The sequence below is a fragment of the Natrinema caseinilyticum genome (assembly GCF_024227435.1).
GTDB classification, from domain to species: Archaea; Halobacteriota; Halobacteria; order Halobacteriales; family Natrialbaceae; genus Natrinema; species Natrinema caseinilyticum.
Window position 1 is genome coordinate 255881 of the sequence record NZ_CP100445.1, and the last position, 26995, is coordinate 282875.

Here is a 26995-nt window from a genome sequence, read left to right on the forward strand (position 1 = left end):
CGGGAGTCTCGGTGATGGAGACCCCGTCCGACACCGTCCTCACAGAGATATCGGCATCGCTCCCGTTCGTGGCGTTTCGACACGCCGTCGCCCCGGATGCGACGGCCGTTCGTCGTTCGACTGGCGATGGGGGTCCGTCGACACCGGTTCACGGCGTCCGGATAGAAGATATTAAGAAACGGGAGTGGCACCTAGAAGCCGATGCACTACCGACAGGACCGACTCGAGGCCGCCGACGAGAGGTGGTCCCGATGACGAGTTCGACCACGAACACGAGCGACCGGGGGCTGTTCGAGACGAATTTCAGTATCGGCGCAACGGCCGTCGCAGCAGTCGCTGCGTTGCTGGCCGTTTTCTTCGCCTGGTTGGGGTACACCGACGGCATCGTGCCGGTTGTCGGGTATCAGATGAACATTCTGACGGGAATGGTCGGCATGCTGTTCGGGGCGGGTATCGCACTCGTCGCGTTCGTCATGGCCGCTTACATGGAACCCGGATTCGAGGAGTGAGGACGCGGTCTGCCGGTATCGGTCGAGGCTATTTTCAGCACCGTCGGTGGTACCGATCTGGGCGAGTCCCTGCGTGTTCCCGCCCGACGATGCGACGAGTGATTCCGCCGACTGTGCGTTGCCGTGACTCGCGCTGTGGCTCGCAATCGCTCGGGACGACGGATCGTGGACAAAAACCGACTTACGCGGGTACTTCGGCGCCTTTCTTTCGGGTTACGTAGCCAGCGATTCGATTCCGGACGCCCTTGGAATCGACGTTCGTGAGTTTCTCGACGCTTTCTTTGTTCTGTTCGAAGTCGGTCGTGAACGCCTCCGGGTACCGTTCCAGGAGGAGGTTCCCGGTCTTCTTGACGTAGGCCGGTTTGATTGCCATGGAGGGATTTCCGTCTAGAGACTCTTATAACGCACCATTTCTACTGGTGGCCGCCGACGAGTCGCCGAGCGTTTGCTCGGTAAACGCGGCGGACGCAGGTCCCGAGACGGTCCGTCCTCCGGCGTCGCGGCTTCCGGACGACGACGTGGATATCAGTCGTCGGGTCGGCTGACACCGAGTACGATCGCGATTCGTCTCGCGAGACCCGCCTCGAGGACGTCGGTTACGAGAATCACGAGAAAGACCGTCCCGAGCAAGAGATCCGCACCCGCGGGATCGGACGGCGGAGTCCTCGTCCGCAGGCGAATGGCGAACAGGGTCGCGACCGATGCGGGAACGATCCCGCGGGGCCCGACGAAGCTCATGAACGCCCGCTCGCGGAACGAGAACCCTTCGTCTCCGGCCGTCGAAACGAAGACGGAAAGCGGTCGGAGCACGAGCATCACGACCACGACCACCGCGAGTCCGGCGAGCCCCAGCGCGCGGACCTCGGAGAACTCGAGCAGCGCAGCGAGGACGATGAACACGAACGAGAGGACCAGCAGCGTCACGTCTCGATTGAATCGCCGGATGCTGTCCCGGTGTGGCAACTCGAGGTTTCCGAGCGTGAAGCCCGCGGTCGCTGCAGCCGCGATACCGGCCTCCGAAAAGACGGAGTCCGCGATCGCGAACGCCATGATCGCTCCAGCGAAGATGAGAAGTCGCGCCGCCTGCGGTACCTCCTGGGCCGGAAGGTCGACCCGTGTGAGGAGATACCAGACGACGCCCGCGATCACGAATCCGGTCGCGATCCCCATCCCGAGTCGTTCGATGAACAGGAACACGTACCCCCGCGGCGAGAGTTCGACGGCCGTCATCGCTTTGAAGAGGACGATCGCGAGGATCGCGGCGGTGACGTCGTTGACGATCCCCTCGACCTCGAGGGCGGTCGCGACCTCCTCTCGAACCGAAACGACGGCGAGAATCGGCGTGATGACCGTCGGGCCGGTGGCCACGAGTAACGCACCGACGAGAAACGCGATGTCCCAGCTCGCACCGAGCAGGAGCCGAACGACTAGGGCGGTTCCGAAGAACGACACGCCCGCACCGATCGTGACCAAGCGCCCCACCGCTCTCGGGGCGTTTCGAACGATCTCTCCCTCGAGCCGAAACGAGCCCTCGAAGACGATGAGCGCGACGCTCACCCCGACGATGGTCGAGAGCGCTCCCCCGAACGTGTCGGCCGTGATGATACCGAGGCCTTCGGGACCGATCGCGACGCCGGCGACGATGAGAAACAGGACGCTCGGGACGCGATATTTGGCCGCGAGAAACTGGGCTACAACGCCGAATCCGACGATCGCCGAGATGAGTGCGACGAGTTCGAGGTCGACGTGGATAGACACTCGTTCACTGACCTCCGGGACCGCGACACTCGGCGTGGCGTTCGTCGGACGTATTGACGATCTCCAGGCGCTGGCTTGATGCATCGACCGCCATCAGACGTTCTTGCACTCCCACGCCCAGTGGTAAAATCTTCGTCCCGTGTTGGCCCAGACTGTTCACCCGCGATGGATTTTTTCTCGTATAGGGAGACGACGGTGATCCGGTCGAGCCGACCAATGTGTCGCTCGGCCCGCACTGTCGCGACGTACGAAACTCGGCACGCGTCCTAGACGAGCCGATACACCTCTCGCCTTCCGGATCAGCATGGTGCTCCGACGAAACGGGACCGTCACGGCTCGAGGGAACCGCGATTCACCACGACGAGTGTTTGCGCACGCGCTCGAGCGCCTCGCGTTCGCGCGGCCCGCCGGCGCGGTCGACGACCGAAGCGGCGTACGCGAGCCGGTCCCGGAGGTCTTCCTCGTCGTAGTCGTCGACGTCGAGCCGTGAGGCGGCGACCGTCGCCTCGACGACGGCCCCGAACCCGCGGTCGATCGTCGGGACCGTCTCGCGTTCGATCCGCGACTCGAGGGGCCGAAGTGCCCATTCTTCCCAGTCGGTGTCACCGTCGGTCCCGGCGTCGACCCGTTCGACGGCGACGCGGGTCCACGCGCAGGCGGATTCGAGGACCGGCTCGCTGGATTCGACGATCGAGAGCGCGGCATCTGCGAAGGTGACGGGATCGTCGACGAACTGGACGTAGCCCTCGCCCTGCCGGTGGAAGTTTCGGCGGGTCCGCGTGTTGCCCCACGTTCGCGCGGTGACGGGATCGCCGGCGTAGAGACCGAGCGCGGCGGCGTTCCACAGCCCGTTGGGCCCGAGCGTCGTCACGAGCGTTTCGGTGACGCCGGAGAGGGCGACGGGCCACTCGGCAGATCCACCGTCGTCGTTGCTGTCGGCCGATCCTCCCTCGCCGTCGGCGACGAGCGAGCCGAACCCGTCGTCGCCGTTACCGTGGCCAGTGCGATCGCTCGACTGCGGGTCCCGGTCGTCGCTCACGGTTCGACCGCCCCGTGTTCGAGCGCGATGAACAACCCCGCGGCAGTGATGTCCGCCGTCGTCCCGGGATTGATTCCGCGGGCGACGAGATCGTCCGCGAAGGAGTCGACGGCCGTCGGATTCGTCTCGAGTGCGTCCGCCTCGACCAGGTCCGCTGCACGGTCGGTCACCGCTCGAGCCGTCGCCTCGTCGTGGCGGGTCGTCACGAGCGTGTCGGACCGCTCGGCGAGCAGCGAGAGGAACACCGCGGCGGCCCGATCCGAGACCGGGCCGTCCCTCTCGGCGAGTCGCTCGGCCGCGGCGAACGAGCGTTCGAACCCTCGAACCCACTCGCGAGCGACGTCGTCCCCCGGGACGCTTCGGTCCAGGACGTCGTATAGCGTCAGTCCGCGCTCCTCGAGCGCCGGGATCGCATCCGCGCCCCGTCGGACGTCGAGCGCGGCCATCTCTGCGGGCGGGTCGGGGACCGCGACGTCGACGTACTCGAAGGCACGGTAGAACGCCGCCGCGTCGCTGACCGTCGTGTCTCGGACGACGGCCTCCGCAACGGGTTGTGACACCTCCTTGCGAGCGGCCCTGACGAGCGGGACGAGCAGCAACAGCGACCCGAACTGCGTATTCCCGCCCGTCTGAGCGGACATCCCCTCGATCGCGTGCTCGAACGCGGGACCGACCGCCGCCCCGTTGGCCGCTAACTCGAGTCCGCCCCGCGCCCCCACCGCCCCCGCGAGAAAGTGATCGAACCGCAGGTCCGGCAGGTCGCGACGTCGGTCGACGTTGCCAGGCTTGGGCGTTCCCGCCACCTCGAGGAGGAGCGCCAGTTCCGCGTTCGCTTCCGGCGATCGCATACGTCTCGCTGCGTGCCGGGGCGGCTTAGGGGTAGGGGGTTGGCTGTCGTCGCGATCGCCACCGGTCGGCTGTCGCCGCTGGGCGGTCCGCCACAGGTCGTCGGACGTCGGCCGGGTTCGGCGTCCCGTCGATTTAATACCGATACCGGACACCATCCACTATGGGTTACGATATCGCAACCAAAACGGACCCCGAATCCGTCGTCCCGGAGGAATGGGGCGGCATGTGGTTCCTCAAGGACGAACTCGAGACGACTGACCTCGGCATCTCGGTGCTCGAACTCGAGCCCGACGGGAAGGGGAAAGAACACGACGAAACTCACACGGGTCAAGAGGAGGTGTACTTCGTCGTCGCGGGGACGGTCGATATCGAACTGCCCGATTCGGACGAGACGGTGACGCTCGAGGCGGACGACGCGATCCGACTCGATTCCGAGGTGACGCGCCAGATTCACAACCGCGGCGACGGGCGGGCGAAGCTCGTGTTGGTCGGCGCACCGCTGTAGCTGTGTCGCTGACCGGACTCGTCCGGGAGCCGACTTCCGTTTCGAGGCTCGTCCAGGCTGGTTCCAGTTCCACGAGGATGTCGAAAACGGGTCGAATCGCACGTCGTGCAGTCCGGTCCGTCGAGCGGTCAGCGGTCCGTCGATTCCCCTTGCACGATCGTGAGCCAGAACTCCTCGATTTCCTGGACGAATTCGATGAAATCTTCGGGTTCGACCGGCTTCTGGCTGTAGTGATCGGCGTCGATGCCGTGTGATTTGACGATTTCTTCTCCCATGTCGGAACTCGTGAGGATGACGACGGGAAGGTCCCGTAACGCCGGCTCGTTTTTCAGTTCGGAAAGCACTTCGATGCCGCTCTTTCCGGGTAGTTGTGGTTCGAGTAGAACGAGATCCGGATCGGTCGCGTCCTCGTAGTCTCCGCGTTGATGGACGAAATCGAGCGCCGCGTCGCCGTCGGAAACGGTGGCGATGCTATTCGTGAGATTTGCTTCGTCGAACGATTCGGTAAAGAGACGTGTGTCGCCGGGGTTTGGTTCCACCAACAGGATGTCGATCGGATCGTTCATAGGAACCACAGGCCAGTAGTTTGGCTGTGAGCGACCAGTACGATAAAACGATTGGTTCCGGCGGTCGAGGGCGCGGTTCTTTCGAGATGCTCGCGCCGCTACCGGATTCGCCCGTCCGATGAGCGGGGGTATCGAGCCGTCTCGAGGCTGCCCGGTCGATCGACCGCGGCGGCGACTCGCTCGAGGACCGCGGGGTTGTCGCTCGGCCGGCCGACGCTGACCGCGTCGGCACCGTACTCGAGATACTCGCGAACGGTGTCCTCGTCGCGGACGCCGTTGTTGGCGATGACGAAGAGATCGGTCGCCTCGGCCACCTCGGCGATCACCGACTCGGTATCCATCGCATCGACGTGGACGAAGTCGGCACCCGCAGCTTCGAGGGTCCGTGTGAGCGTCGCCAGGTCGACGCCTACCACCTCGGCACGGACCTTTATCCCGACCGTAACGCCGGTATCGGCCGCCCGGTCGACGTAATCGGCGAGACGCGCGCCGTCTCGCAGGAGCGCCTCGCCACAGCCGACGGTACAGAGTTCGTCCTGCCGACAGTGAGCGTTGATCTCGAGATAGGCACCGTGATCCCGGCAGACGCGGGCAGCGTCGGCGATCGGTTCGATGGTCGTGCTCCGGACGTTGAACGCCGGTTGAATCGGGACGTCCGTCAGCGCCGCGAGTTGACGGTCGATAAAGGCGATCGGATCGGCCGGGAGGAACTCGGATCTGTCGCGTTCGACGAGGCGGCGTGCTGCCGCCCTGGACTCCGCATCGAGGGCGATCCCCCCCAGGAACGCCGCACCCGCGTATCGCGCCCCGGCCCGCGCCCAATCGGCGTCCGCCTCGCCACTGAGGCTCGCGAGGGCGAGCGCCGGTGTAAACGACACTGATCCGGCCATCGTTCAACTGACGCGGGAAATCGCGCTTTCGACCGCGCGAATCACGTGGCTGGCGTCTTCGCGCGAGTTGATTTCGATATCGGTCCGGACCGTCGGCCGGTTGAAGTCGGCGTCGTCGGTCGTGTCGATCACGAACGCGTCAGCGAACGGGTACGCGGTGGCCAGTCCCTCCGTGCTCGGGTCGGCGTTGACGGCCTCCATGAGATCCTCCGCGGGTCCGGAGAAGGCGTCGCCGCCGAGGAACGGCGAGACGGCAACGACGGTCGTCTGGGCGAGCGCGTCGGCCACGCCCGGCAGCGCGAGCATCGGCCCGATACTGGTGACCGGGTTCGAGGGCCCGATGACGACGGTGTCCCGGAGGGCGTCGAGGACGCCCGGTGCGGGCTCGGCCTTCGAGGAGCCGCGGAACTCGACCGTTTTGACGGTCGGTTCGCCGTTACGACCGACCCAGTACTCCTGAAAGTGCATGAGTCCCTGGTCCGTGTGGACGAGGCTGGCGATGGGATCGTTGCTCATCGGAAGCAAGTCGATCGTCAGTCCGAACGCGCCGGCGAGTTGCTGGGTCACCTCGCCCAGCGTCTGGCCCTCGTCCAGGAGGCTCGTTCGTGAGATGTGGATGGCTCGGTCGCGGTCACCGATCGTCATGAATTCCGCGACCCCGGAGAACCGCCGCCAGTTTGCGAGCCGCCGACTGTCGGTCTGTTTCTCTTCCGGGAGGTATTTCGGCCCCTTCGAGAGTCCTGCGGCCTCCGCGATGTCCATCAGCGCCGAGTTGGTTCGGTGCGTGTCACCGTCGATTCCCCACCACGTCTCGCGATCGAGAACACCACCACCCTGAAACAGCAGCGTATCGACGTCAGGCGAGACGATGAGTCCGCCGAGTTCGATGTCGTCGCCCGTATTGGCGACAACCGTGGTCTCCTCCGGCGAGAACGCGGCGGCTGCACCGTCGAGCAGCTTCGGCGTCCCAGTGCCCCCGGAAAGGATGGTTACCATACGCACAACTCTCGAGCGAGGCTACTTAATCGCTTTCGGCCGCGACGAACGATTGCCGACGATCTGCCGACGGCCGCTCGAGGAGCGTGGATCAGTCGGCGTCCGTCCGCGGAGGGACGTTGGTGTTCGACCGGAACAGGTTCTCCGGATCGTACGTCGTCTTGACCTCGACCAGCCGATCGTAGTTGTCGCCGTAGAGTAGTTTTACGGGGTCTTCGTTCAGCCCCGGGAAGTTGCCGTAGCGGCCAGAGGCGACCGGCAGCGCCTGCACGTCGGCGAACACGTCGCGGGCCCAGTCCACGTTCGCGTCGTCGTCATCGGCCTCTTCCCAGTTCGCCTCGACGGTGAGCATGTACGGCTTGTCCCGGTGCCAATACGCGGTCGAGTCCTGCGGAACGTCGGCGACCGCGTCGCCTAAGTGCCAGCAATCGACCGTCGACAGCGCCGACGGACTCGAGTCGTTGTACCGAACCATGAGGTCGAAGACCTCGTCGGTGAGTTCGTCGAGGAAGATCGACTTCCAGTAGTACCGCAGCCCGTCCGGGTAGTCCTCGTCGAGCATCGACTGGAGGTCGGCGTAGGCCATCGGCCCGCTCATGTCGGCGATGGGCGTCGCGACCTCGCGAAGCGGTTCGAAGACCTCGCCGTCGGTAGCCGACTCGCCGCGGGCGGAACCGAGGAACACGATCGCCGGTTCGTCCCACGTCTCCGCGGGGAACTCCTCGAGTTCGGGGACGTGGGCGGTGAACGCGAGGACGCCGGCGTCTCGCGGCGCGGTCTCGGTCCACTCCCGGAAGGCCGAAAGCGCCGCGTCGGCGTCGTCGGCGTGGTACCAGACAAAGAACGCGTACACCTGGGGGCCGACCTCGTGGAGGGCGTACTCGAACGACGTGACGACGCCGAAGTTGCCGCCCCCGCCGCGGACCGCCCAGAAGAGATCCTCGTTCCGCGCTTCGCTGGCGGTGCGTCTCTTCCCGTCCGCCGTCACGATGTCGACGCTGATCAAGTTGTCCAGCGCCAGTCCGTACTCGCGGCTCAGGTGCCCGTAGCCGCCGTTGAGCGTCAGGCCGGCGATCCCGGTCTGGGACACGGCTCCGAGGGCCGTCGCCAGTCCGAACGCCTGCGTTTCGCGGTCGACGTCGCCCAGCGTCGCGCCGCCTTCGGCGTAGACGGTCTCCGCCTCGCGGTTGACCCGAACACCGTTCATCTCCGTGAGATCGACCACGATCCCGCCGTCGCAGACGGCCGTCCCGGCCACGTTGTGCCCGCCGCCCCGCACGGCGAGCGGCAGGTCGTGCTCGCGAGCGAAGGTCACCGCCGCGACGACGTCGCAGACCCCGGCACAGCGCGCGACGAGCGCCGGATACCGCTCGATCATGCCGTTCCAGATCGCTCGAGCGGCGTCGTACTCCTCGTCGGACGGAGAGACCACGTCGCCGCGAAATCCCGCGACGAAGGACCGAACGTCGTCGCTCGGCAGGTCGTGAAACGCAGCTTCGCCTTCTCGTCGTTGCACTGTTCCCATACCCCACGGTAGGCGCCCCACGGAGATATAATAGTAGTATATCTAACACGATGATCAATCGGGTAGATATGTCCGATATCGCGCCGGTCGTTCGTATCGCGAGGGCGGCAAATGGTCGGAGACGCATCCGTTCTGTCCGATCGAGCCATGCGATGACGCGCCAGTTCTCGAGTCTCTCTCGTCCGCCGGAGCTACTATAATTGTTAGTCATGTGAAACTATAAGCTCGGGTGAGGCGTAGAAACTGTGAGGAACAATGTCAGTGACTGCCACACCAATAGACGACGGTGTAATTGACGGTCTCGGCGAGAGACTCCATGGCGAGTTACTTCGCCCGGGGGATCTCGGCTACGACGACGCCCGAGCGATATGGAACGGCATGATCGACCGCCGACCGGCGCTCATCGTGCGAGCGATGGGTGTTTCGGACGTGATCGCGGCGGTGGCTTTCGCCCGTGAGTACGACATGTTGCTCGCGATCCGCGGCGCTGGACACAACATCGCGGGGAACGCGGTCTGCGACGACGGGTTGATGCTCGATCTCTCGGCGATGCGGTCGGTTCGCGTCGATCCGGAGGAGCGGACGGCTCGCGTCGAGCCCGGGGCGACCCTCGCAGACTTCGACCACGAGGCGCAGGCGTTCGGGCTGGCGACGCCGCTCGGGATCAACTCGACGACCGGCGTCGCGGGGCTCACGCTCGGTGGCGGGTTCGGCTGGATCACTCGCAAGTACGGATTGACCGTGGATAACCTGCGCTCCGTCGACATCGTCACCGCGGACGGCGAACTGCGACACGCGAGCGAGGACGAAAACCCCGATCTCTTCTGGGCGGTCCGCGGCGGGGGCGGCAACTTCGGCGTCGTCACGTCGTTCGAGTTCGCCCTCCACGAGGTCGGTCCCGAGGTGCTCGCGGGGATGGTCGTCTATCACGGTGCGGACGCGCCAGCCGTCCTCCGGCACGTGCGAGACTTCAACGAGACTGCGCCGGATGAGTCGACCGTCTGGGTCGTCTTGCGCAAGGCACCGCCGCTTCCGTTCCTTCCCGAACCCATCCACGGTGAAGACGTGATCGTCGTGGTCCCGTTCTACGCCGGGGACGTCACCGAGGGCGAAGGAGTGCTGGCTCCGATTCGGGAGTACGGCGAACCGATCGCCGATACCGTCAGTCCGCGCCAGTACACGACGTTCCAGCAAGCGTTCGATCCGCTCCTCACCGAGGGCGTCCGGAACTACTGGAAGTCACACAACTTCCGAGAGATTTCGGACGACGCTATCGATACTGTGGTCGAATACGCGCGGGACCTCCCGTCGCCGCTCTCCGAAATCTTCTTCGGACAGCTCGGCGGCGCGATGGGCCGGGTACCGGCGGACGCGACTGCGTTCCCGCACCGCGACGCAGCGTACGGGATGAACGTCCACACGCGCTGGGAGGATCCCGCCATGGACGACGAGTGCATCGATTGGTCCCGGGAGTTCTTCGATGCGATGGCGCCGTACGCGACCGGCGGCGTCTACGTGAACTTCATCAGCGAACGCGAGGGTGAAGAGGCCCTCGCCTACGGGGAGAACCACGATCGGCTGGTCGAGGTGAAGACGACGTACGATCCGGAGAACCTGTTCCGGATGAACCAGAACGTCGAACCAGCCCGCTAATTCCCCTTTTTGGACCGCCACCGCCCGTTTTCGAACCGCTAGTCGCCGATCCAGTCCGCGAAACTCCCCTCGAGCAACGTTTCGGCCTGCCGAGCGACGTACTCCTGTTGCATTCGCTCGACCGCGTCGGCGAACCGTGTCCCCTCCTCGAGCCCTGCTCTCACCCGCGCTCGTTTCCAGCCGGCCGGCGTCACACCCTGGCGGACACGGCGTCGAAGCGGGTAGAGATACTTCGCTGCGTCTTCCTCGCGAAGCCCGCGGTTCGTGAGTCCGTCCTCGGCGTGGGCCAGCAGGTCCTCGTAGAGCGCGAGTCCGTCGGTCGTCTCCTTGCCGTCGTTGGTGATCCAGGTCAGGTCGGCCTCGAGACCGTCCGTCATCGCGGCGTAGAAGTTCTCCCGGGCGATCTGCCAGTCGAGTTCGAGGACGGGATGCTCGAGACGGGTCAGACTCTCCATCAGGCCGGCGAAGGCGGCGAGAAAGGACACGGAATCCCGAACCGTCGGCTGGGCGGGGATCGGTCGGAACTCGATACGAGCGTTGGCGGCCGACCGCGTCGGGCCGCCGAAGACGGGGCGAACCCACCGCCAGTAGGTGCCGTGTTTGCGACTGAAGTGCGGGAACTGGTCGTCGAAGCGCTCGCCGGACTCGACCGGCATCGGCACGATGGTTTCGTCGTCGGCGATTCGGTCGATCGCATCGTCGACCGTCTCCAAATCGTCCGGGAATCGGACCTTCCCGTCGCCGGTCGTGGGATCGTTCAGGACGGTTTCGAAGACGCTGATCCGATGTTCCATCCAGCCGTCGCGGAGGATCTCGTCGGCGGACGCGTCGTCGTCGTAGAGATCCGGCGGGAAGAACGGGGAGTTGACGCCGAGCGCGAGGAGCGGACCCGCGATTCGGAGCGCGTAATTGAAGTACGTCGAAAGGTCGGGCGCGTGGGGGACCTGATAGTGCGGTTGAATCGACGTGATGAGGCTCTCCGGCATGACCGTGTCGGCCTGGACGGAGACGTGGGGCGCTTCGATGCGCATCCCCGCGGAATCGGCCTGCTCCGTGTTTGCCATCGCGTGATAGCGCGCGGAATCGCTCATGTTCGTCGCGATTCGGATCCCGCGTTCGGTTCCGTCGGCCGCGAGTGCGGTTCGTTCGACGCTATCGGTGAGGTAGGTGCCCGCTGTCTCGCCCTCGGGTGGGATCGTCCACATCGCGTCGCTGACGAGTCGCATCCGCTCGGACTGCGTCACGTTGAGCGCCGCCCGTAGGCGCGCTTTCACCTCCGACTCCTGGGCGGCCAGCCCGGGTGCGTTCAGCGGCTGCGGGCTGGTCGTCATTTCCGCGTTGTGCAATCCGAGTTCCTTTTCGAAGCCGATCAGTTCGAGTAGCCGTCGTGGAACCCGCCGCAACGCGCAGCCGTCGGCTTTGACGGCGTAGAACTCGTACTCGAGGCCGACGATCGCCTGCGGGTTGTCGAACACCCCCTCCTCGACGGCGTCTTTGATCACCTCGGCGTCCGCCTCGGCCCGCTCCCGAAAGTCGACGGCGTCGACGGACAACACGTCAGCGACGCGTTCGGCGAGTTCCTCCTCTGGCATACCACCCAGTGGGGACGCGAACGCCTTTAAACACGGCCTTCCATCGTCGGCGGCCGATCGTGAACGCGCCGCGGAGTGATCGCCTCTCGGCTATCGCACCCGCTTTCGTCTCCGAATCGTTTTAGGCTCCGAGGTGAGAGACACCGTCGATGGAGTTCGCCACGTTCGCCGACCGCGCCGGGACGATCGAAGCCGAATCCGCAGATCTCGAGATCGTCGCTCACGTCCGCGAACTGCTCGCGGTCGCCGGCGACGACCTCGAGGTGGTCGCGCGTTTCGCCCAGGGGCGGGTGTTCCCGGCCTGGGACTCGACGACGCTCGACGTCGGACCGAGCGCGTGTTACGAGGCGATCGCCCGCGCGGCCGGGACCAACGTGGGTGCCGAGGACGTCGAGGACACGCTCGCGTCGGTCGGGGAGATCGGTGCCGTGGCGGCCAGCTACGATTTCGGCGGCCAGCGCGGGCTGGGTGCGTTTACGAGCGCTGGTGGCGGACCCGCTGGCGGTGGCGACGACCTCACCGTCCGCGAGGTCGCCGACACGCTCGAAGGCCTCGCGGCCGCCGAAGGCTCGGGCAGTCAGGACCGCAAAGTCGACTTGCTCTTCGGACTGTTCAATCGGTGCTCGAGCGAAGAAGCCCGCTACCTCGCCCGACTCGTCCTCTCGGAGATGCGCATCGGTGTCGGCGAGGGAACGGTCCGAGACGCGATCGCCGACGCCTTCGACGTGCCCGGTGATCGGGTCGAGCGCGCCCTGCAGGTCTCGAACGATTACGGGCGAGTGGCCCGGATCGCGAGGGACGACGGGATCGAGGGACTGGACGCGATGGACCTCGAGGTCGGCCGCCCCGTCCAGGCGATGCTCGCTCAGGCGGGGACGGTGACGGACGCGCTGGGGGAGTGGGACGAAGCCGGCGTCGAGTGGAAATACGACGGGGCACGGATCCAATTGCATCACGAACCCGCCGACGCCGACGGGCCCGGCGAGTCCGGCGAAACCAGAGTCTTCTCGAGAAACATGGAGGACGTCACCGAGGCCCTTCCCGAAGTGGTCGAGTTCGCCCGGGAGACGCTCGCGGTACCCGCGATCCTCGACGGCGAAGTCGTCGCGGTCGACGACGACGGGACGCCGCTCCCGTTTCAGGCGGTCCTCAAGCGATTTCGGCGAAAACACGACGTCGCGAAGGCTCGCGAGGACGTCACCGTTCGGCCGGTCTTCTTCGATTGCCTGCACGCCGACGGCGCGGACCTGCTCGAGGAACCGTTGACGACGCGCCACGAACGGCTCCGCTCGGTCCTGGTCGATTCGGAGGCGGAGACGGATCGTCTCGGGGACGACGAAATCGATGGGCTCTCGCTCCTGTGGGAATCCGCCGATCCCGACCAGATCGAGTCGATCGACACCGAGGCGCTGGAATCGGGACACGAAGGCATCATGCTGAAAGACCCAGGGTCGACGTACACACCGGGCCGCCGGGGCAAGAACTGGCGCAAGCGCAAACCCGACGTCGAGACGCTCGATTGCGTCGTGACGGGCGCCGAGTGGGGCGAGGGGCGGCGGGCGACGTTCCTCGGGACCTTCGAACTCTCGGTGCGTGCTGGCGAGTCCCTCGAGACGGTCGGGAAGGTCGCGACCGGCATCACCGACGAGAAACTCGCCGAGTTGACCGACCTGCTCGAGCCCCATATCGCTGCCGAGGAGGGACAGAACGTGAACATAGAACCCGCCGCCGTCTTCGAGGTCGGCTACGAGGAGATCCAGTCGTCGCCGACCTATTCGTCGGGCTACGCGCTTCGATTCCCTCGGTTCGTCGGCGTCCGGTCCGACAAGGACCCCGCGGATGCGGACACGCTCGAGCGACTCGAGCGACTCCGAGGGCGGTGACCGTCGACCGCGGTTCGACCGACCAGCGGTTGGTACGACGCGGGGTGACGCCGAAACGGGATCGACACCGGAATATCGGTCGAACCGGCGGAACAGCCGCGAACCCGGTCGAACCGATGTGACGGCCACGATCGATCTCTGATTGATTACTGTCTAATATGGAAAGAAATATATTGCCGTTCTCGACTAGTCTACGCATGCCCTCTCCGTTCGAAAACCCGGTTATCCGTTACGGGATGGGATTCGGTAGCGCCGTAATCCTCACAGTCGTCGCGTTCACCGTTCTCGATGGTCTGGCCCGCTGGATCGTCCTCGGCATGGCAGTGCTCGAGATTCTCGTCGTCCCGCAGATTCTGAAACTGGCCACGGAAAACGCCGCGGAAACGGCGTGACAATCGGTCGAATGGCCCGCTATCGTACGGACCGTTTCCACCGTTCACGCTCCAGAACCCGCACGACGGTCGGCGACGTGGCGGTCGCCGTGTCCTCCCGCCCGGGCCAGCAGAGCGGACGCTCGTCTCGGCGCGGCCGACCACATGTAAGCACCCTTAAGAGCCACGGGAAATTGAATTCGCGTATGCAACCGCGCGACCTGTCCGATCACGTCGCCTACGAGGCGGGTCGAGGAATCGAGGAAGTCGCCCGCGAACTCGGGCGCGACCCCTCCGAATTCGTCAAGCTCGCGTCGAACGAGAACCCACACGGCCCCTCGCCGGCAGCGGCCGTGGCAATCCGCGAGACAGCCTCGAGCGTCAGTTCCTACCCGAAAGCCGCACACGCCGACCTCACGGCTGCCGTCGCCGACCGCTGGGACGTCGCCGACGCACAGGTCTGGCTGGCCAACGGTGGCGACGGTGCGATCGATTACCTCCATCGGGCCACGCTCGAGTCGGGAGACGACGTCCTCGTTCCCGCACCAGGGTTCGCCTACTACGGGATGAGTTCCCGCTTCCACCACGGCGACGTCCGCGAGTACGAACTCTCTCGGGCCCGCAACTTCGACCAGGACGCGGACACCGTCCTCGAAGCGTACGAGGACGAACGGGTCGTCTGGCTCACCAGCCCGCACAATCCGACCGGATCGACCATCGCGCTCGAGCAAATCGACCGGCTCGCCGACGAAACCGACGAGGAAACGCTGATCGTCGTCGACGAGGCGTACGGTGAGTTCGCCGACCGGGACAGCGCCGTGACCCTCATCGAGGGTCGAGACGGATACGACGCCCGGACTGACGTCGCCGTATTACGCACGTTCTCAAAGGCGTACGGACTGGCCGGCGTCCGACTCGGGTACGCCGTCGTCCCCCAGGCGTGGGCGGATGCCTACGCGCGCGTGAACACACCGTTTGCAGCGAGCGAACTCGCGTGCCGGGCCGGCCTCGGCGCCATCGAAGACGAAGAACACGTCGTCCGGACGGTCGAAACGGCCCGCGAGTCCCGCGAGTACATGCGCGAGAACATCGATGCCCACGTCTGGGAGAGCGAAGGGAATTTCGTCCTCGTCGACGTCGACGACGCCTCGACCGTGGCCGAAACGATGCAAGAGCGGGGTGTCATCGTCCGCGACTGTTCGAGTTTCGGCCTGCCGGGGTGTATCCGCATCACCTGCGGCACCGAGACCGAAACCGAACGAGCAGTCGAGACGCTCAACGACGCGCTCACCGATCTGGGTCTCGGGGCGGATAGCGCCGACGAACCGGACACGGGTCCGGAGGTGGCAGACCCATGAGGATCGCGGTCACGGGCACCCCCGGAACCGGAAAAACGACCGCGACGAGCCTGTTCGAGTCCAGACGAGCCGAAACTGATCGCGGCGAAGTCAGCCCCGATCTCGAGGTGATTCACCTCAACAGCGTCATCGAGGACGAGGCGTTCTACACGGACGTCGACGCCGACCGCGAGAGCGTGGTTGCCGATCTCGAGGCGCTCGGGGCGTGGCTCGAGGACCGTGACGACGTCGTGATCGAGTCTCACCTCGCCCATCACTTCGAGGCCGACCGAGTTGCCGTCCTCCGGTGTCACCCGGACACGCTCGCGGAGCGACTGCTCGAGCGCGGCGAGAGCGAGCGGAAGGCCCGAGAGAACGCTGAAAGCGAGGCGCTGGACGTTATCCTGTCGGAAGCGGTCGCGGAACACGGCCGCGAGTCGGTCTACGAGATCGACACGACGGACCGGGGCCCCGAGGACGTCGCCGGCGATCTCGCGGCCGTCGCGGCGGGGACGCGCGAACCGAGCGCCGGCGAGGTCGACTTCGTGGGGTATCTGACATGACGCTGGACAAGTTTCGTCCATACGTGTCGCGGTTTCTCGATCCGTTCGTCACCGGGTTCGACCGGGTCGGAATGACGCCCAACGGGGTGAGCGTAATCGCGTTCGGAATGGCCGTCCTGGCCGCGGCGGCCTTCGCCCTCGGTGGGCGCGGAGAACCCACGTGGTACGCCGTTGCGGCGGCGCTGGTCTTTTGCAACGGCTGGCTCGACATCGTCGACGGTGCGCTCGCGCGCGAACAGGAAGTCGCCTCGGCGGGCGGCGATTTGCTCGATCACGTCCTCGACCGGTACGCGGACATCGTCGTCATCGCCGGACTGGCAGCGGGACTCGAGGACTATCTGCTCGGCTTCCTCGCCGTAACCGGCGTCGTGATGACCTCGTATCTCGGAACGCAAGCCCAGGCGGTCGGTCTCGACCGAGTCTACGGTGGACTCGTCGGTCGTGCGGACCGGCTGGCGATCATCGGACTCGTCGGATTTCTCGCGTATCCGCTCGCTGGGACGACTCTCGGCGGGTTTTCGATCGTGGGCTGGCTCCTGATTTTCCTCGCGGTCGTCGGCCACGTGACCGCACTCCAGCGGTTTTACTACTCCTGGGCCGCACTCGATTGACATCCTCCCCGCCCTAAAGGGCGAGGCGTTCTCCTCGCGCTTCGTAATCGCTCGCTCCGTCGTCTCAGCACCCATTTCTCCGATTCGGGACCGCGCCGTATGCTTTATCCCTCGCCACGATATAGGGTCTCACATGGTTCAGTGCGAGATGTGTGGGGCCGAGACGTCGTCCCCGAAGACCATCAAAGTCGAGGGCGCGAAGTTAGACGTGTGTTCGAACTGTACCGACTTCGGAACCGAGGTGAAACAGCCCGCGAGTTCGAGTGCGTCCACGAAGTACTCGACCGGTTCGAGTTCGTCGTCCTCGAGCGGTGGCGGTCAGTCCGCCGGCTCGAGTACCGGCTCGTCGAGTTCGAGTAGCTCGAGCCAGCGCCGCCGGACGGACATGTTCGACGACATGGAAGAACTCGCGACTGACTACGACGACCGGGTCCGCAACGCCCGCGAGAGCAAGGGGCTCAGTCAGTCCGATCTCGCGAACGAACTCAACGAGAAAGCGAGCCTGATCCGTAAGATCGAGCGCGGTGATACGCTCCCGAGCGACCGCGTGCAGTCGAAACTCGAAAACTACCTCGATATCGATCTGAGCGCGGAGGGGAGTTCCGGCGGGGACTCGGAGTGGTCCGGCGGCTCCTCGACGGGGAGTTACACCCTCGGCGACGTCGTCAAGCGCAAGGACTGACCCGCCGTCGTCGACGTCGAATTCGACACTAACGACTCGGAAGCTATTTCTTTCGTGCGGGAGGGGTTGGCGATATGTTCGTCCTCGTTAACCTGAAGACGTATCCGTGTGATCCGGTCGCCGTTGCGGAGGCCGTCCGCGACGTCGACGATACCACAGACGCTCGCCTGGCCGTCGCGCCACAGGCGGCGCATTTGGAACGGGTTGCCGATACGGGCGCGGAGACGTGGGCCCAACACGTCGATTCGGTCGAGTACGGGAGCAACACCGGCCACACGCTCGCGGAGGCTGCCGTCGACGCCGGTGCGGTCGGGACGCTGATCAACCACTCCGAGCGACGACTGAAACTGGCAGCGATCGACGGATCGGTCAGGGCGGCCGAGCGGGCCGGTCTCGAGACGGTCGTCTGCGCGAACAATCCGGCCCAGATCGGCGCGGCCGCGGCCCTGGGTCCGGATGCCGTCGCCGTCGAACCGCCTGCACTCATCGGGACCGGCACACCGGTCAGCCAGGCCGATCCCGACGTCGTCGAGGACGCCGTCGAGGCGGCCGAAAACGTCGATTCGGACGTCTCGGTTCTCTGTGGTGCGGGAATCAGCACGGGCGAAGACGTCGTCGCGGCCGGCGATCTCGGCGCCGAGGGCGTTTTGCTGGCGAGCGGGGTCGCCAAAGCGGACGATCCCACGGCCGCACTCGAGAATCTGGTCGAACCGCTGTAAACCGTCGACACTGGCGCTCTTCTGCGGCTGGGACGGGTTCGTGACGCGGTTCCAGCGGCGACCGACTTATCCCCGTCTCCGCCGAAGGAATCGATATGACTGACGACGGACCCGGTCCGGAGCGAGACGCCGACATCGCGGCGGGTATCGCGTCTGACGAGCGTCCCGTGACCGTCGCCCTCGAGAACCGATTGATGAGCCACGGGATTTACGTTACCACCGCCACGTGAACGGGCGAGGCTGACCCGCCCGTCGACGACGGGACCGGATTAACCCTCGAGTACGAAACCGTCTCCAACGCCACCGCGGTCACGAGCGACGAAGTCGGGGCGGTGGTTCGGGCGCTTCTTTCGATCGGTGACGAACGAGAGTGGACCCCGGGCCGACTCGATGCGACGTCACTGACGACCGACGGTACCGTCCGCGGACGGTGGCGCGTCGAGCGCGAGTGGTTCGAGCGACTCGGAACGGAGCTTTCGCAGGTCGAATTCTCCCGTCGCGTTCTCACAACTATCGAAAGTCACCGACGAGATCGGGACAGTTGTTGAATGCGAACCGGGAGATAGATTAATAATGACTCACACACCTGATTATTGTAGACTATCCGATGAGTGGAGAACAGGTGTTCGTTTCACACGCTCCCGACGACCTCAGCCTCGTTCAGGACCTGTTCTCCACGGTCAAGAACTTCCCATTTGGCGTTCATATCACACTCGAGGAGATCGAATCGGGTCGCTTCCGAAAGCGACTCGAGGGTCGTCTCGCCAACAGTGACGTCGTCGTCGCCATCCTGACCGAGGACGCGACCGATAATACGTGGATCGACCAGGAAATCGGGTACGCGGTGGCCAAAGGGATTCTGGTGTTGCCGTTGAGCGACGAGGGGGTGAGTCGCCGCGGCTACATCAGCGACGTCGAGGGCGTGACGATCGATCGAAACAATCTCTCGTTTACCATCTTCAATCTCCTCTGTCGGTTGCGAAGCGAACTCGCACCACTAGGGGCGCTGTCGGTTCCGAACTGGTATATCCGGTTTCCGTGTACGGTCCCCGACTGCGGCCACCCGGTCACGCTCGAACTCGAGCAGGGACAGACGAAACTCTGGAAACTCCACGCCCACGGAAAATACCTGACGACGTCGTGTGAGGTTTGCGAGTCGACGTACTACTTCAACCCGGCGACGATCGGATTCCTGGGTCGGGAAGACGGAATTAGCCGTCAATCGGCTTCCCGGAGCCGTTCGTAGGCGTCCGTGACGAGTTTAAACGCCGACTTGCTCCCGCTTTTCGTGTCGGGATGGGCTCGTTTGACCTGGTCGTGAAACGCTGCTCGCAGTTCCTCGTCGGTCGCGTTCGCACTCACGCCGAGGATGTCGCGGGCCCTCGTCTTGCGGATGTCGACTGCGGCGACGACTCCTCGTTTCTCGGCCTCCGCTTTGCAATCGTGACAGAGCCACTCGGTGCGCTCGTCGATGGTGGTGACGCGGAAGGGTTCCTCGGATGCGTGTTCGCGACACTGGCTACAGAGCGTTCAGTCGTCGGTTTCGTTCACATCCGGCGTGTCGCCCGAGTCGGTCTCCCCGGTCGACGCCCCACCGACGGAGCGGTCCGCATCGTCGCCGCTGCGGTCTCGCGCTTCGGCGACGCAGGTCGGACAGCAGGTGAGGGTAGTCCCGTCGTCGGGTACGACGTCCTCGAGGTCGATAAGAAGGACGGAGCGGGTGCAACCGTCGCAGTTGTCCCGACGCTGATCGAGTGATTCGCCCTTCCGTGCCGCGGCTCTGGCGTAGGGTTCGCAGTCCTGACAACAGACGACTCGTTCGCCGTCCGGCATCGTCACCGTCGTTCCGTTCTCAGGTGCAATCGTTCGGCTACACCCTTCACAACCGGCGCGTCGGTCACCGACGACAGCCATCACTGGAACGATTTGATCTATTCCCTATTAGTTCTTTTTGCTGACAATCGCGCGTGCGTAACCGTCGATCGAAACGATCGGCATCGAATTCGAACGCGCGAGTGTAGGATCTGCTTACCGAATGTCACCGAACGGATCGGTCGGTCGGCGTTCGTGAACGGCGACGATAACAAAGTGCCCTCGAACCGACCACCCACTCGTGCGAGGCGATCCTCGCACGGAGACGCTCTGTCCGTTGGATGGCGCTCGGCGATCAGTCGTCGCCGAGTTCCTCCTCTCCTGTCAGATTAGACGTGGCGCTCGATTCGAATCGGGAAACCAATAGTCCCTGGGCCCCGACTCTCGCGTATGGACACGGCAGTTCGATCCGAGAGGAACGCCGACCGGTTCGACCGCGAACGGGTCGTCACGGCGGTTGTCGACGTCGGGTTGGTGGTCGCCCTGGTCCTGCTCGGGAACATCGAGCACGGCGGTAATCCGATCGCCGAGCCGCTCGAATCGCTCGGCACTGTGACACCGTTCGTGATCGGATGGGTTTCGGTGGCGCTCCTCGCGGGGATTTACACGCGCGACCGCCCCCTGGACCCGGACGGAGTTCGACTGGCGGCCGTCACCTGGATCGCAGCGGCGAACGTGGGACTCATGCTTCGGGCTTCCTCGCTGTTCGACGGGGGAACGACCTGGCCATTCCCGCTCGTGATAACGGGAATCGGACTGATCGCCCTGCTGGGCTGGCGACTCGGCTACCGTCTCTACCGTCGTAGGCTGGCGTGAGGTTTCGTTCTGGCCCGTCGCTTTATCCGCGCTCGTTTTGCAACGAAGTCAGACAACGATTTCGGGAGCCGTCTCGGCGTCGTTCCTTTCGAAGCCGTACGTGGCCGATCGTGCATCCCGTGGTGGGAGAACGAGGTCGGCGATTGTTAATTAGCGCATTCTGAGGCCGGAAATAATGGCGTCATAAGTTATGGGAATTCATAGCCTTGGCCACTAGTTAGAAACGCATCTACCACGAGCCGATTATGGGGAACACTTATATGCCTGTTCCTCATAGTATAGAATAGATTATGACTGGATATTACGACCTAGTTCTCGGCCTCATCCCAGTCGCACTGCTCGGTGTTACTGCAGCCCTGACGTTCGTGGGACTATCGATAACCGCCGCGGTGCCGCTCGGTTCGTTCGTCGCGATGGGAATCATCGGTCACGCGATGTTCGTCAACACCCCCGCAAACGGTTCCGACGAGGCCCAGTCTACGCGTCCCCCGCTCAACGCGGACTGAATTTTCCAGTCACTCTTCTCGACACTCCGTTCCGTTCGATTTTGCGTTTCCTCTCCATTTCCCGCCGACGGCCGTTTCCCACGGCGTGTTTCTCCCTCTCGCGGATGGTGCGGCCCCCGAAATTCCGATCGACTCTCACCGCGAGGAAACCGTTCCCCAGAGACCGGCCTGATCGGTGGCGAGAACTTCCCCGCGGTATCGGTCCGGCACCTGCCGAAGTGTGACTGCGGTGGTTCGAGTGGAACGGGCCCCGCTCTGCTCGTCACACCCCGGTTCTCGCCGCGCCACATTTCGAAGCCAGCAGCGTCACGTCACGCCTCCGAGTCACCGGCGGAGCGACCGAGCGACGCAGCTGAGTGCGTCGTGGAGGTTTGATCGAAAACGCGATTTCCGCTCGTCCGCTGCGGGACCGTCTCGGGTCTCGAACCCGGACACGACGGTACCCACCGGGCCGAGGGTACTCGACGACGCGGGCTCGAGCCCGTTACTCGCCCGCCGGTCGAATCTTGAACCCGTACCGCGTGACGCCTTCCTGCGTGTAGATGCGGCGGATCGTCGTCTCGACCCGGTCGCCGACCGAAAAGGCAGCGGGAGCAGCGTCGGTGCCCATCGCCGGTGCGCTGACGGTTCCGTCGCCGTCCTCCGTCTCGAGTGCGACGATCGTGGCCGCGAAGTCACCGGAGCGAGCTTGCTGTTCCGCGAACTCCGGCGGCGCACCGCCCTGCGAGATCGTCGTGACGGCCTCGATCGTGCCTTCGGCCGCGAGTTCGACGGGTTCGTAGTCGGCGAGCGCGCCGCAGTCGTCACACGCGCCTTCCGGCGGGAACGACAGCGCTCCGCACTCCGTACAGCGTCCGGCCTCGAGCCGGTATCGCTGCGGGATCGAGCGCCGCCAGGAGGGGACGCTCACGTACGCGCCGCCGCCCGACGGGGGTCCGGTGGTCACGACGCCACGCTGGCGCAGATACTCGGCATACGAGAGGGGCTCGTCGCCCTCGAGTGCCGTCGCAGCCGGTACGTTCCCGTCGGCTGTGACGACGAAGGCATCGGCACTCGCTCCGCTCCCGTGGGAAACCGCGAGGACTGAGCCGTAGCCGTCGGAAAGCGCCACGGCGAGTGACATCGGGACGCTCGCGGCGCCGAGGTCGCCCAGTTCGTGGACCGTTGCGGCGGCCTGAATTTCGTCGGTGCCGACGCCGGCCGCGCCAGCCGCCCGGTAGGGAAGTTTCCCGTCGGGCGCCTGGATCGCGGCGGCTTCGGGATCGGGCTCGACCTCCAGCCCGTCGACTGCGCCGCCGATCGTCTCGGTGAAGGCCTGTCGGTCGTACTGAGTGACCCCCAGCGTCCGGGTTTCGTCTTCCCCGGTCGTTCGGAATCGAGTTCCCGGATACGGCGCGGAATACTCCGCGCGGTCGACGATTTCCGCCGGACCGTCGCGCTCCAAGACGAACGCCGCTGCGCCGGCACTGGCGGCGTGATCGATGCCGTCGTCCGGGTCGCCCTTCGGTGCGTCGGCTGCGACGACGAGGGCGGTGGTCGAATCGGCAGCGAGCGCGTCTTGCCCGGCCCAGAGCGCGCGCGTTCCGGCCCGGGTGCTTCCGGTGAACACCTGTCCGGCACTCGACTCCGTGAGGGCGAGCATCGCACCGAGGCGCGCGGTGAGGTCGTCTTCGGCTTCCGGTGGCCGCGACGATGCGAATCCGAGCCAGTCGACCGACGACGGATCGGTCTCGGCGGCCTCGAGCGCTCGGGTCGCTGCCTCGTAGGCCATCGTCAGGGCGTCTTCGTCGGCGGACGCGACGGCTTTCTCGCTCACGCCGGCCGCGTTGAACTGCCCCCAGGCCTCCTGGAACGCCTCGGCGCTGATGCGGAATCGCGGCGCGTACGTTCCGACGCCGGTGATCGCGCTCATGCGTTCACCTCCGTTTCCTTCTCGAAGACGTGGACGACTGCCGCACCGCCGCTGCCGCCGACGTTGTGGGTCAGTCCCCGCGTCGGATTCTCGACCTGTCGCTCGCCGGCGTTCCCGGAGAGCTGTTTGTACGCCTCGACGACCTGTCCGGCACCCGTCGCGCCGATCGGATGACCTTTCGACTTGAGCCCGCCGGAGGTGTTGACCGGGAGGTCGCCGCCGAGTTCGGTCTTCCCCGACTCGATGAGCGTGCCGGCCTCCCCTTTCTCGCAGAACCCGAGGTCCTCGTAGGCCAGCAGTTCCGCGATGGCGAAACAGTCGTGAACTTCTGCGAAGTCGAGGTCGTCGGGTGAGACGTCGGCCATCTCGTAGGCCGATTCGGCGGCCCGCTGGCTCGCGGGCACCTCGGCGTACGAGTCGCGCTGGAACAATCCGACGGTGTCGCTGCCGGCACCGACGCCGGCCACCCGAATCGGATCGTCGGTGTACTCGTCGACGACGTCCTCGCTGACGATCAGCGCGCAGGCCGCGCCGTCGGAGGTCGGACAGCAGTGATAGAGATTGAGCGGGTCCGCGACGACGGGTGCCGACTGTGCGTCCTCGAGCGAACACTCGAAACCGAGCTGTGCGTGGGGGTTTTTGGACCCGTTCGAGTGGTTCTTGACGGCGACTTGCGAGAGGTGTTCGCGCGTGGTCCCGTACTGTTCCATGTGAACGCTGGCCATCTGGGCGTACACGCCGGAGAACGTGGTGCCGGAGAGTCGTTCCCACTCGGTCTCACCGGAGACGCCGAGCCAGTACTTCGTCGCGTCGGAACTCATGTCCGACATGATCTCGAACCCGCCCGCGAGTGCGACGTCGGCCATCCCCGATTTGACGGCCTGGACCGCCTGTCGAACCGCGAACCCGCTGGCCGCGCAGGCGTTTTCGACACGCGTCGTTGGAACGCCGTCGAGCCCGACGTGTTCGGTCACCGCCGGGCCGGAGAGACCGAGCTGGCGACCACCGACGCCGAGGTTGCCCACGAAGGCCTCGTCCACGTCTGCTGCCTCGAGTCCCTTCGGTACGCTGCCTGTTGCCGCTTCGAACGCCGTCCGGAACAGCGACCGGTAGCTTTCCGACGGGAAAGCCCCGTAGTCGGACTGCCCCGCACCGACGAGATATGCGTCGCGCATACTCGCCGTTCGTGTATCCAGGTGAAATAAGTGTACGGTCTCATCACACATCACGTCTCAGACCGCTGAAATCACCGGTAAGCGTCCTGTTCTAATACGAATAGGTGGCGAACAAATTCAAGCTCGTTCGTATAACAGCGAATCTCTCTCCGCGGTCGAACTCCGTTCATTGCGTCTGAGACGCGACGCGGGATTCAAGCGTCTCGTCACCGTATGTCGGATATGTCACGCGCGGACGAGCTCGTTTCCGCCCTCGAGGCGACCGACTCGCTCGTGATCGTCTGTCACGACAATCCGGACCCGGACTGTCTCGCCAGCGCGCTCGCACTCGAGTCGATCGCGTTCGAACAGGATGTCGACCAGGTGACGATCGCCTACGGCGGCGAGATCTCGCATCAGCAAAACCGCGCGTTCGTCAACATGCTCGATATCAGCCTCCGGATGCTATCGCGTACCGATATCGACGACTACGATACGATCAGTTTCGTCGATCACACCAGGCCGGGAGTGAACACGGAGGTTCCGGCGAACGTCACCCCCGACATCGTCGTCGACCACCACCCTGGCGAATCGAGCCGGGCCGGGTTCGAAGACGTCCGCACCGACTACGGTGCGACGGCGACTATCTTCGTCGAGTACCTGTGCGACCTCGGGATCGACCTCACGGAGCGACTCGCCTCGGCGCTGCTCTTCGCGCTCCATCGAGAGCGACTCGATTTCGTCCGCGAACCGACGCGACGCGAGTACGAGGCGGCACTGGCGGTCTACTCGGACGCCAACCTCGAGATGCTGGAGCAACTGTACGGAAGCGCGTTCACACCGGGGACGCTCGACGCGATCGGCCGTGCCATCGTCAGTCGGGAACGCCGCGGATCGGCGATGATCGCGAGCGTCGGCAAAACGACCGAGACGGATGCGCTCCCACAGGCGGCGGACTACTTGCTCAATCTCGAGGGTGTGGATACGGTGTTGGCCTACGGGATCATCGGCGACGCGATTCGCTTGAGCGGTCGCTCGATCGATCCGCGGGTCAATATGGGCCAGACACTGCGAACCGCGTTCGACGAACTGGGTTCGGTCGGCGGCCACCACGACATGGCTGGCGGCCGAATCGAACTCGGACTCTTCGCCGACGACGAGGGTGACGCGGCCGAACTGCTCGAGTTCGTCGGCAGTCGACTCACGCGGCGATTCTTCGATGCACTGAACCTCGATCAATGAGGTCGCTCAATCCGCGCAGGTCACTCTTCAGGAGCGCGTGTCCGACCGTCGGCCACTCGGTCGGCCAAGCGGGACCGACGCTCGGCGACGTCCTCAGTCGATATCGATCGAGTGCGCCTCGTCCGTCGGTTCTCGCTTGGGCAGTCGGATCGTCAGAATGCCGTTGTTGACGCTGGCCCGGACCGTGTCGGCGTCGACCGATTCGGGGAGGCGAATCTGACGGCTGAACGATTCCAGTTCTCGTTCGCGTCGGATGTAATTCTCTTCGTCGCCGCCGATATCCTCCGCGCGTTCGCGGTTGCCGGAGAGAGCGAGCGTCTCCCCGGAGAGGCGCAACTCGAGGTCGTCGCTTTCGTACCCCGGAACGTCGGCGGTGACGACGAACTCGTCCCCCTCGTCTGCGAGGTCGATACTCGTCGCCGCGGCGCCCACCGAGAGGTCGAGTTGGCTCCGGTTGTCGAGTTGCGTTTCCCACGAACGTGCTGCCGTCTCGAGCTGGCGGTTCAGTCGGTTCAGCAGGGCTTCGAGTCCGTCGAACGGACGGGGCCTGTCTGACATGGTATACCATATGTAGGTGACCGACCGCGAAAAAAGCCACTTTCGGACGACGTGATCCTCGTCCAATTCGACATGTTATCGCGGCGGATGCGGCAGAACCAACGGGTTGGCTGGTCGTTTTTAGGCTGTCGCTCGTACGGCGGAATATGACGGAAGCACTGTTCGTCGTCAGCGAGGAAGGGTACTGGGGAGAAGAATGCGTCGAGCCCCTCGAGACGCTTTCTGAAGCGGGAATCGAGATTACGGTCGCGACCCCGTCGGGGAGTCCGCCGGTGATCGACGAACGATCGATCGATCCCGACCAGGTCGGCGAAGAAACCGCCGAGCACGTCCGTGAGGTCCACGAGACCGACGAGCGACTGAACGATCCGATCCCGGTCGCACAGGCCGACGCCGAGGGGTACGACGCCGTCGTCTTCCCCGGCGGCCACGGCACGGCGTGGGACATCAACCAGGACAAACACGCCCGCGGACTCCTCCGCGATATCGTCGAGGGCGACGGCAAGGCGCTCGTCGTCTGTCACGCCGTCGGCATGCTCGCGTTCGCCCGCGACAGCCACGGCGCGTTCATCGTCAACGGTCGCGACGTGACCGGATTCCCCAACGAGTGGGAGGAGGGCATCGTCGACGAGGCGGACCGAATGCCCGACGGTCGCAAGCTGCCCTACTGGGTCGAAGACGAAGTGACGGCGGCGGGTGGCAACTGGGACGCCGAACTCGACGCCGACACCAGCGTCACCGTCGACGGCGACCTCATCACCGGCCGCGGCCCCGGCTCCTCGAGCGCGGCCGCCGAAACCCTGCTCGAAGAACTCGGCATCGAACTCGAGGCCTGAACTGACCGCGCTCCGAATCGCGTCGGCGATTGTCCCGTTTCTCTGCGTTGG

General features: G+C 65.0%; 27 protein-coding genes and 2 pseudogenes. 16 read left to right on the forward strand and 13 right to left on the reverse strand.

Annotated features, from left to right (window positions below; translation table 11 throughout):
- The first annotated feature begins 251 nt into the window (after positions 1-251).
- On the forward strand, positions 252-509 hold the full coding sequence (locus NJT13_RS01235) for a hypothetical protein (RefSeq protein ID WP_425499774.1): 258 nt from the start codon (positions 252-254) through the stop codon (positions 507-509).
- A gap of 181 nt (positions 510-690) precedes the next feature.
- On the opposite strand, the gene NJT13_RS01240 is transcribed toward NJT13_RS01235, so the two are convergent.
- The 4 genes from NJT13_RS01240 to NJT13_RS01255 form a co-directional block, all read right to left on the reverse strand.
- Complete coding sequence (locus NJT13_RS01240) at positions 691-882, reverse strand: 30S ribosomal protein S17e (RefSeq protein WP_254523680.1); 192 nt, start codon at positions 880-882, stop codon at positions 691-693.
- 152 nt (positions 883-1034) lie between these two features.
- On the reverse strand, positions 1035-2267 hold the full coding sequence (locus NJT13_RS01245; RefSeq protein WP_425499775.1) for a cation:proton antiporter: 1233 nt from the start codon (positions 2265-2267) through the stop codon (positions 1035-1037).
- Positions 2268-2619: 352 nt separating this feature from the next.
- Positions 2620-3138, reverse strand: coding sequence for a DUF447 domain-containing protein (locus tag NJT13_RS01250; protein WP_254525362.1), 519 nt, complete (start codon positions 3136-3138; stop codon positions 2620-2622).
- A 164-nt stretch (positions 3139-3302) separates the two neighbouring features.
- Positions 3303-4154, reverse strand: a complete 852-nt coding sequence (locus NJT13_RS01255; protein WP_254523681.1) for a triphosphoribosyl-dephospho-CoA synthase — start codon at positions 4152-4154, stop codon at positions 3303-3305.
- A gap of 161 nt (positions 4155-4315) precedes the next feature.
- On the opposite strand from NJT13_RS01255, the gene NJT13_RS01260 reads away from it, so the two are divergent.
- Positions 4316-4660, forward strand: coding sequence for a cupin domain-containing protein (locus NJT13_RS01260; protein ID WP_254523682.1), 345 nt, complete (start codon positions 4316-4318; stop codon positions 4658-4660).
- 128 nt (positions 4661-4788) lie between these two features.
- On the opposite strand, the gene NJT13_RS01265 is transcribed toward NJT13_RS01260, so the two are convergent.
- The 4 genes from NJT13_RS01265 to NJT13_RS01280 form a co-directional block, all read right to left on the reverse strand.
- A complete protein-coding gene (locus NJT13_RS01265) occupies positions 4789-5226 on the reverse strand; it encodes a response regulator (protein WP_254523683.1) in 438 nt (145 codons plus the stop codon).
- 98 nt (positions 5227-5324) lie between these two features.
- Positions 5325-6116 carry a tRNA-dihydrouridine synthase gene (locus NJT13_RS01270; protein ID WP_254523684.1) on the reverse strand — a complete coding sequence of 264 codons (792 nt, stop codon included), beginning with the start codon at positions 6114-6116 and terminating at the stop codon, positions 5325-5327.
- 3 nt (positions 6117-6119) lie between these two features.
- Positions 6120-7112: a 2-phospho-L-lactate transferase gene (gene cofD, locus NJT13_RS01275; protein WP_254523685.1), complete on the reverse strand. Its 993-nt coding sequence runs from the start codon at positions 7110-7112 to the stop codon at positions 6120-6122.
- A 91-nt stretch (positions 7113-7203) separates the two neighbouring features.
- Entirely contained in the window at positions 7204-8637 is a 1434-nt protein-coding gene (locus NJT13_RS01280) for an FAD-binding oxidoreductase (protein WP_254523686.1), read from the reverse strand.
- A gap of 255 nt (positions 8638-8892) precedes the next feature.
- On the opposite strand from NJT13_RS01280, the gene NJT13_RS01285 reads away from it, so the two are divergent.
- A complete protein-coding gene (locus NJT13_RS01285) occupies positions 8893-10290 on the forward strand; it encodes an FAD-binding oxidoreductase (RefSeq protein ID WP_254523687.1) in 1398 nt (465 codons plus the stop codon).
- 38 nt (positions 10291-10328) lie between these two features.
- Here the strand turns inward: NJT13_RS01285 and NJT13_RS01290 are convergent, their stop codons facing one another.
- Positions 10329-11882 (reverse strand): glutamate-cysteine ligase family protein, encoded by a 1554-nt coding sequence (locus tag NJT13_RS01290; protein ID WP_254523688.1) that lies wholly within the window; start codon positions 11880-11882, stop codon positions 10329-10331.
- 149 nt (positions 11883-12031) lie between these two features.
- Between NJT13_RS01290 and ligA the strand changes: the two genes are divergently transcribed.
- The 9 genes and pseudogenes from ligA (at position 12032) to NJT13_RS01335 (ending at position 19294) form a co-directional block, all read left to right on the forward strand.
- Positions 12032-13765, forward strand: coding sequence for an ATP-dependent DNA ligase LigA (gene ligA, locus NJT13_RS01295; protein WP_254523689.1), 1734 nt, complete (start codon positions 12032-12034; stop codon positions 13763-13765).
- Between the two features lie 197 nt (positions 13766-13962).
- Positions 13963-14157: a hypothetical protein gene (locus NJT13_RS01300; protein WP_254523690.1), complete on the forward strand. Its 195-nt coding sequence runs from the start codon at positions 13963-13965 to the stop codon at positions 14155-14157.
- Between the two features lie 185 nt (positions 14158-14342).
- Positions 14343-15494, forward strand: a complete 1152-nt coding sequence (hisC, locus tag NJT13_RS01305) for a histidinol-phosphate transaminase (RefSeq protein WP_254523691.1) — start codon at positions 14343-14345, stop codon at positions 15492-15494.
- Positions 15491-16036 (forward strand): adenylate kinase family protein, encoded by a 546-nt coding sequence (locus NJT13_RS01310; RefSeq protein ID WP_254523692.1) that lies wholly within the window; start codon positions 15491-15493, stop codon positions 16034-16036. Before hisC ends, NJT13_RS01310 begins: the two co-directional genes overlap by 4 nt.
- Positions 16033-16647, forward strand: a complete 615-nt coding sequence (locus NJT13_RS01315; protein WP_254523693.1) for a CDP-alcohol phosphatidyltransferase family protein — start codon at positions 16033-16035, stop codon at positions 16645-16647. Before NJT13_RS01310 ends, NJT13_RS01315 begins: the two co-directional genes overlap by 4 nt.
- 133 nt (positions 16648-16780) lie before the next feature.
- Entirely contained in the window at positions 16781-17329 is a 549-nt protein-coding gene (locus NJT13_RS01320; protein WP_254523694.1) for a multiprotein bridging factor aMBF1, read from the forward strand.
- Positions 17330-17403: 74 nt separating this feature from the next.
- Positions 17404-18048 carry a triose-phosphate isomerase gene (gene tpiA / locus NJT13_RS01325; RefSeq protein WP_254523695.1) on the forward strand — a complete coding sequence of 215 codons (645 nt, stop codon included), beginning with the start codon at positions 17404-17406 and terminating at the stop codon, positions 18046-18048.
- A 95-nt stretch (positions 18049-18143) separates the two neighbouring features.
- Positions 18144-18596: pseudogene (locus tag NJT13_RS01330) on the forward strand (DUF8159 domain-containing protein).
- A gap of 59 nt (positions 18597-18655) precedes the next feature.
- Positions 18656-19294 (forward strand): toll/interleukin-1 receptor domain-containing protein, encoded by a 639-nt coding sequence (locus NJT13_RS01335; RefSeq protein WP_254523696.1) that lies wholly within the window; start codon positions 18656-18658, stop codon positions 19292-19294.
- Here the strand turns inward: NJT13_RS01335 and NJT13_RS01340 are convergent.
- Positions 19267-19962, reverse strand: a pseudogene (locus NJT13_RS01340) (J domain-containing protein). The gene NJT13_RS01335 and the pseudogene NJT13_RS01340 overlap by 28 nt on opposite strands.
- Before the next feature lie 348 nt (positions 19963-20310).
- Here NJT13_RS01340 and NJT13_RS01345 point away from each other — a divergent pair.
- On the forward strand, positions 20311-20736 hold the full coding sequence (locus NJT13_RS01345) for a DUF3054 domain-containing protein (RefSeq protein WP_254523697.1): 426 nt from the start codon (positions 20311-20313) through the stop codon (positions 20734-20736).
- A 290-nt stretch (positions 20737-21026) separates the two neighbouring features.
- Entirely contained in the window at positions 21027-21242 is a 216-nt protein-coding gene (locus tag NJT13_RS01350; RefSeq protein WP_254523698.1) for a DUF8015 family protein, read from the forward strand.
- 484 nt (positions 21243-21726) lie between these two features.
- Here the strand turns inward: NJT13_RS01350 and NJT13_RS01355 are convergent, their stop codons facing one another.
- The gene (locus NJT13_RS01355) at positions 21727-23154 is read right to left on the reverse strand and encodes a zinc ribbon domain-containing protein (protein ID WP_254523699.1); all 1428 of its coding nucleotides are present in this window, start codon (positions 23152-23154) and stop codon (positions 21727-21729) included.
- Positions 23151-24329, reverse strand: coding sequence for a thiolase domain-containing protein (locus NJT13_RS01360; RefSeq protein ID WP_254523700.1), 1179 nt, complete (start codon positions 24327-24329; stop codon positions 23151-23153). The genes NJT13_RS01355 and NJT13_RS01360 overlap by 4 nt, the downstream gene beginning before the upstream one ends.
- 222 nt (positions 24330-24551) lie before the next feature.
- Here NJT13_RS01360 and NJT13_RS01365 point away from each other — a divergent pair, with 222 nt between their 5' ends.
- Positions 24552-25550, forward strand: a complete 999-nt coding sequence (locus NJT13_RS01365) for a DHH family phosphoesterase (RefSeq protein WP_254523701.1) — start codon at positions 24552-24554, stop codon at positions 25548-25550.
- A 93-nt stretch (positions 25551-25643) separates the two neighbouring features.
- Here the strand turns inward: NJT13_RS01365 and NJT13_RS01370 are convergent, their stop codons facing one another.
- Positions 25644-26108, reverse strand: a complete 465-nt coding sequence (locus tag NJT13_RS01370; protein WP_254523702.1) for an Hsp20/alpha crystallin family protein — start codon at positions 26106-26108, stop codon at positions 25644-25646.
- A gap of 146 nt (positions 26109-26254) precedes the next feature.
- Between NJT13_RS01370 and NJT13_RS01375 the strand changes: the two genes are divergently transcribed.
- Positions 26255-26944, forward strand: a complete 690-nt coding sequence (locus NJT13_RS01375) for a type 1 glutamine amidotransferase domain-containing protein (RefSeq protein ID WP_254523703.1) — start codon at positions 26255-26257, stop codon at positions 26942-26944.
- Positions 26945-26995: the final 51 nt, after the last annotated feature.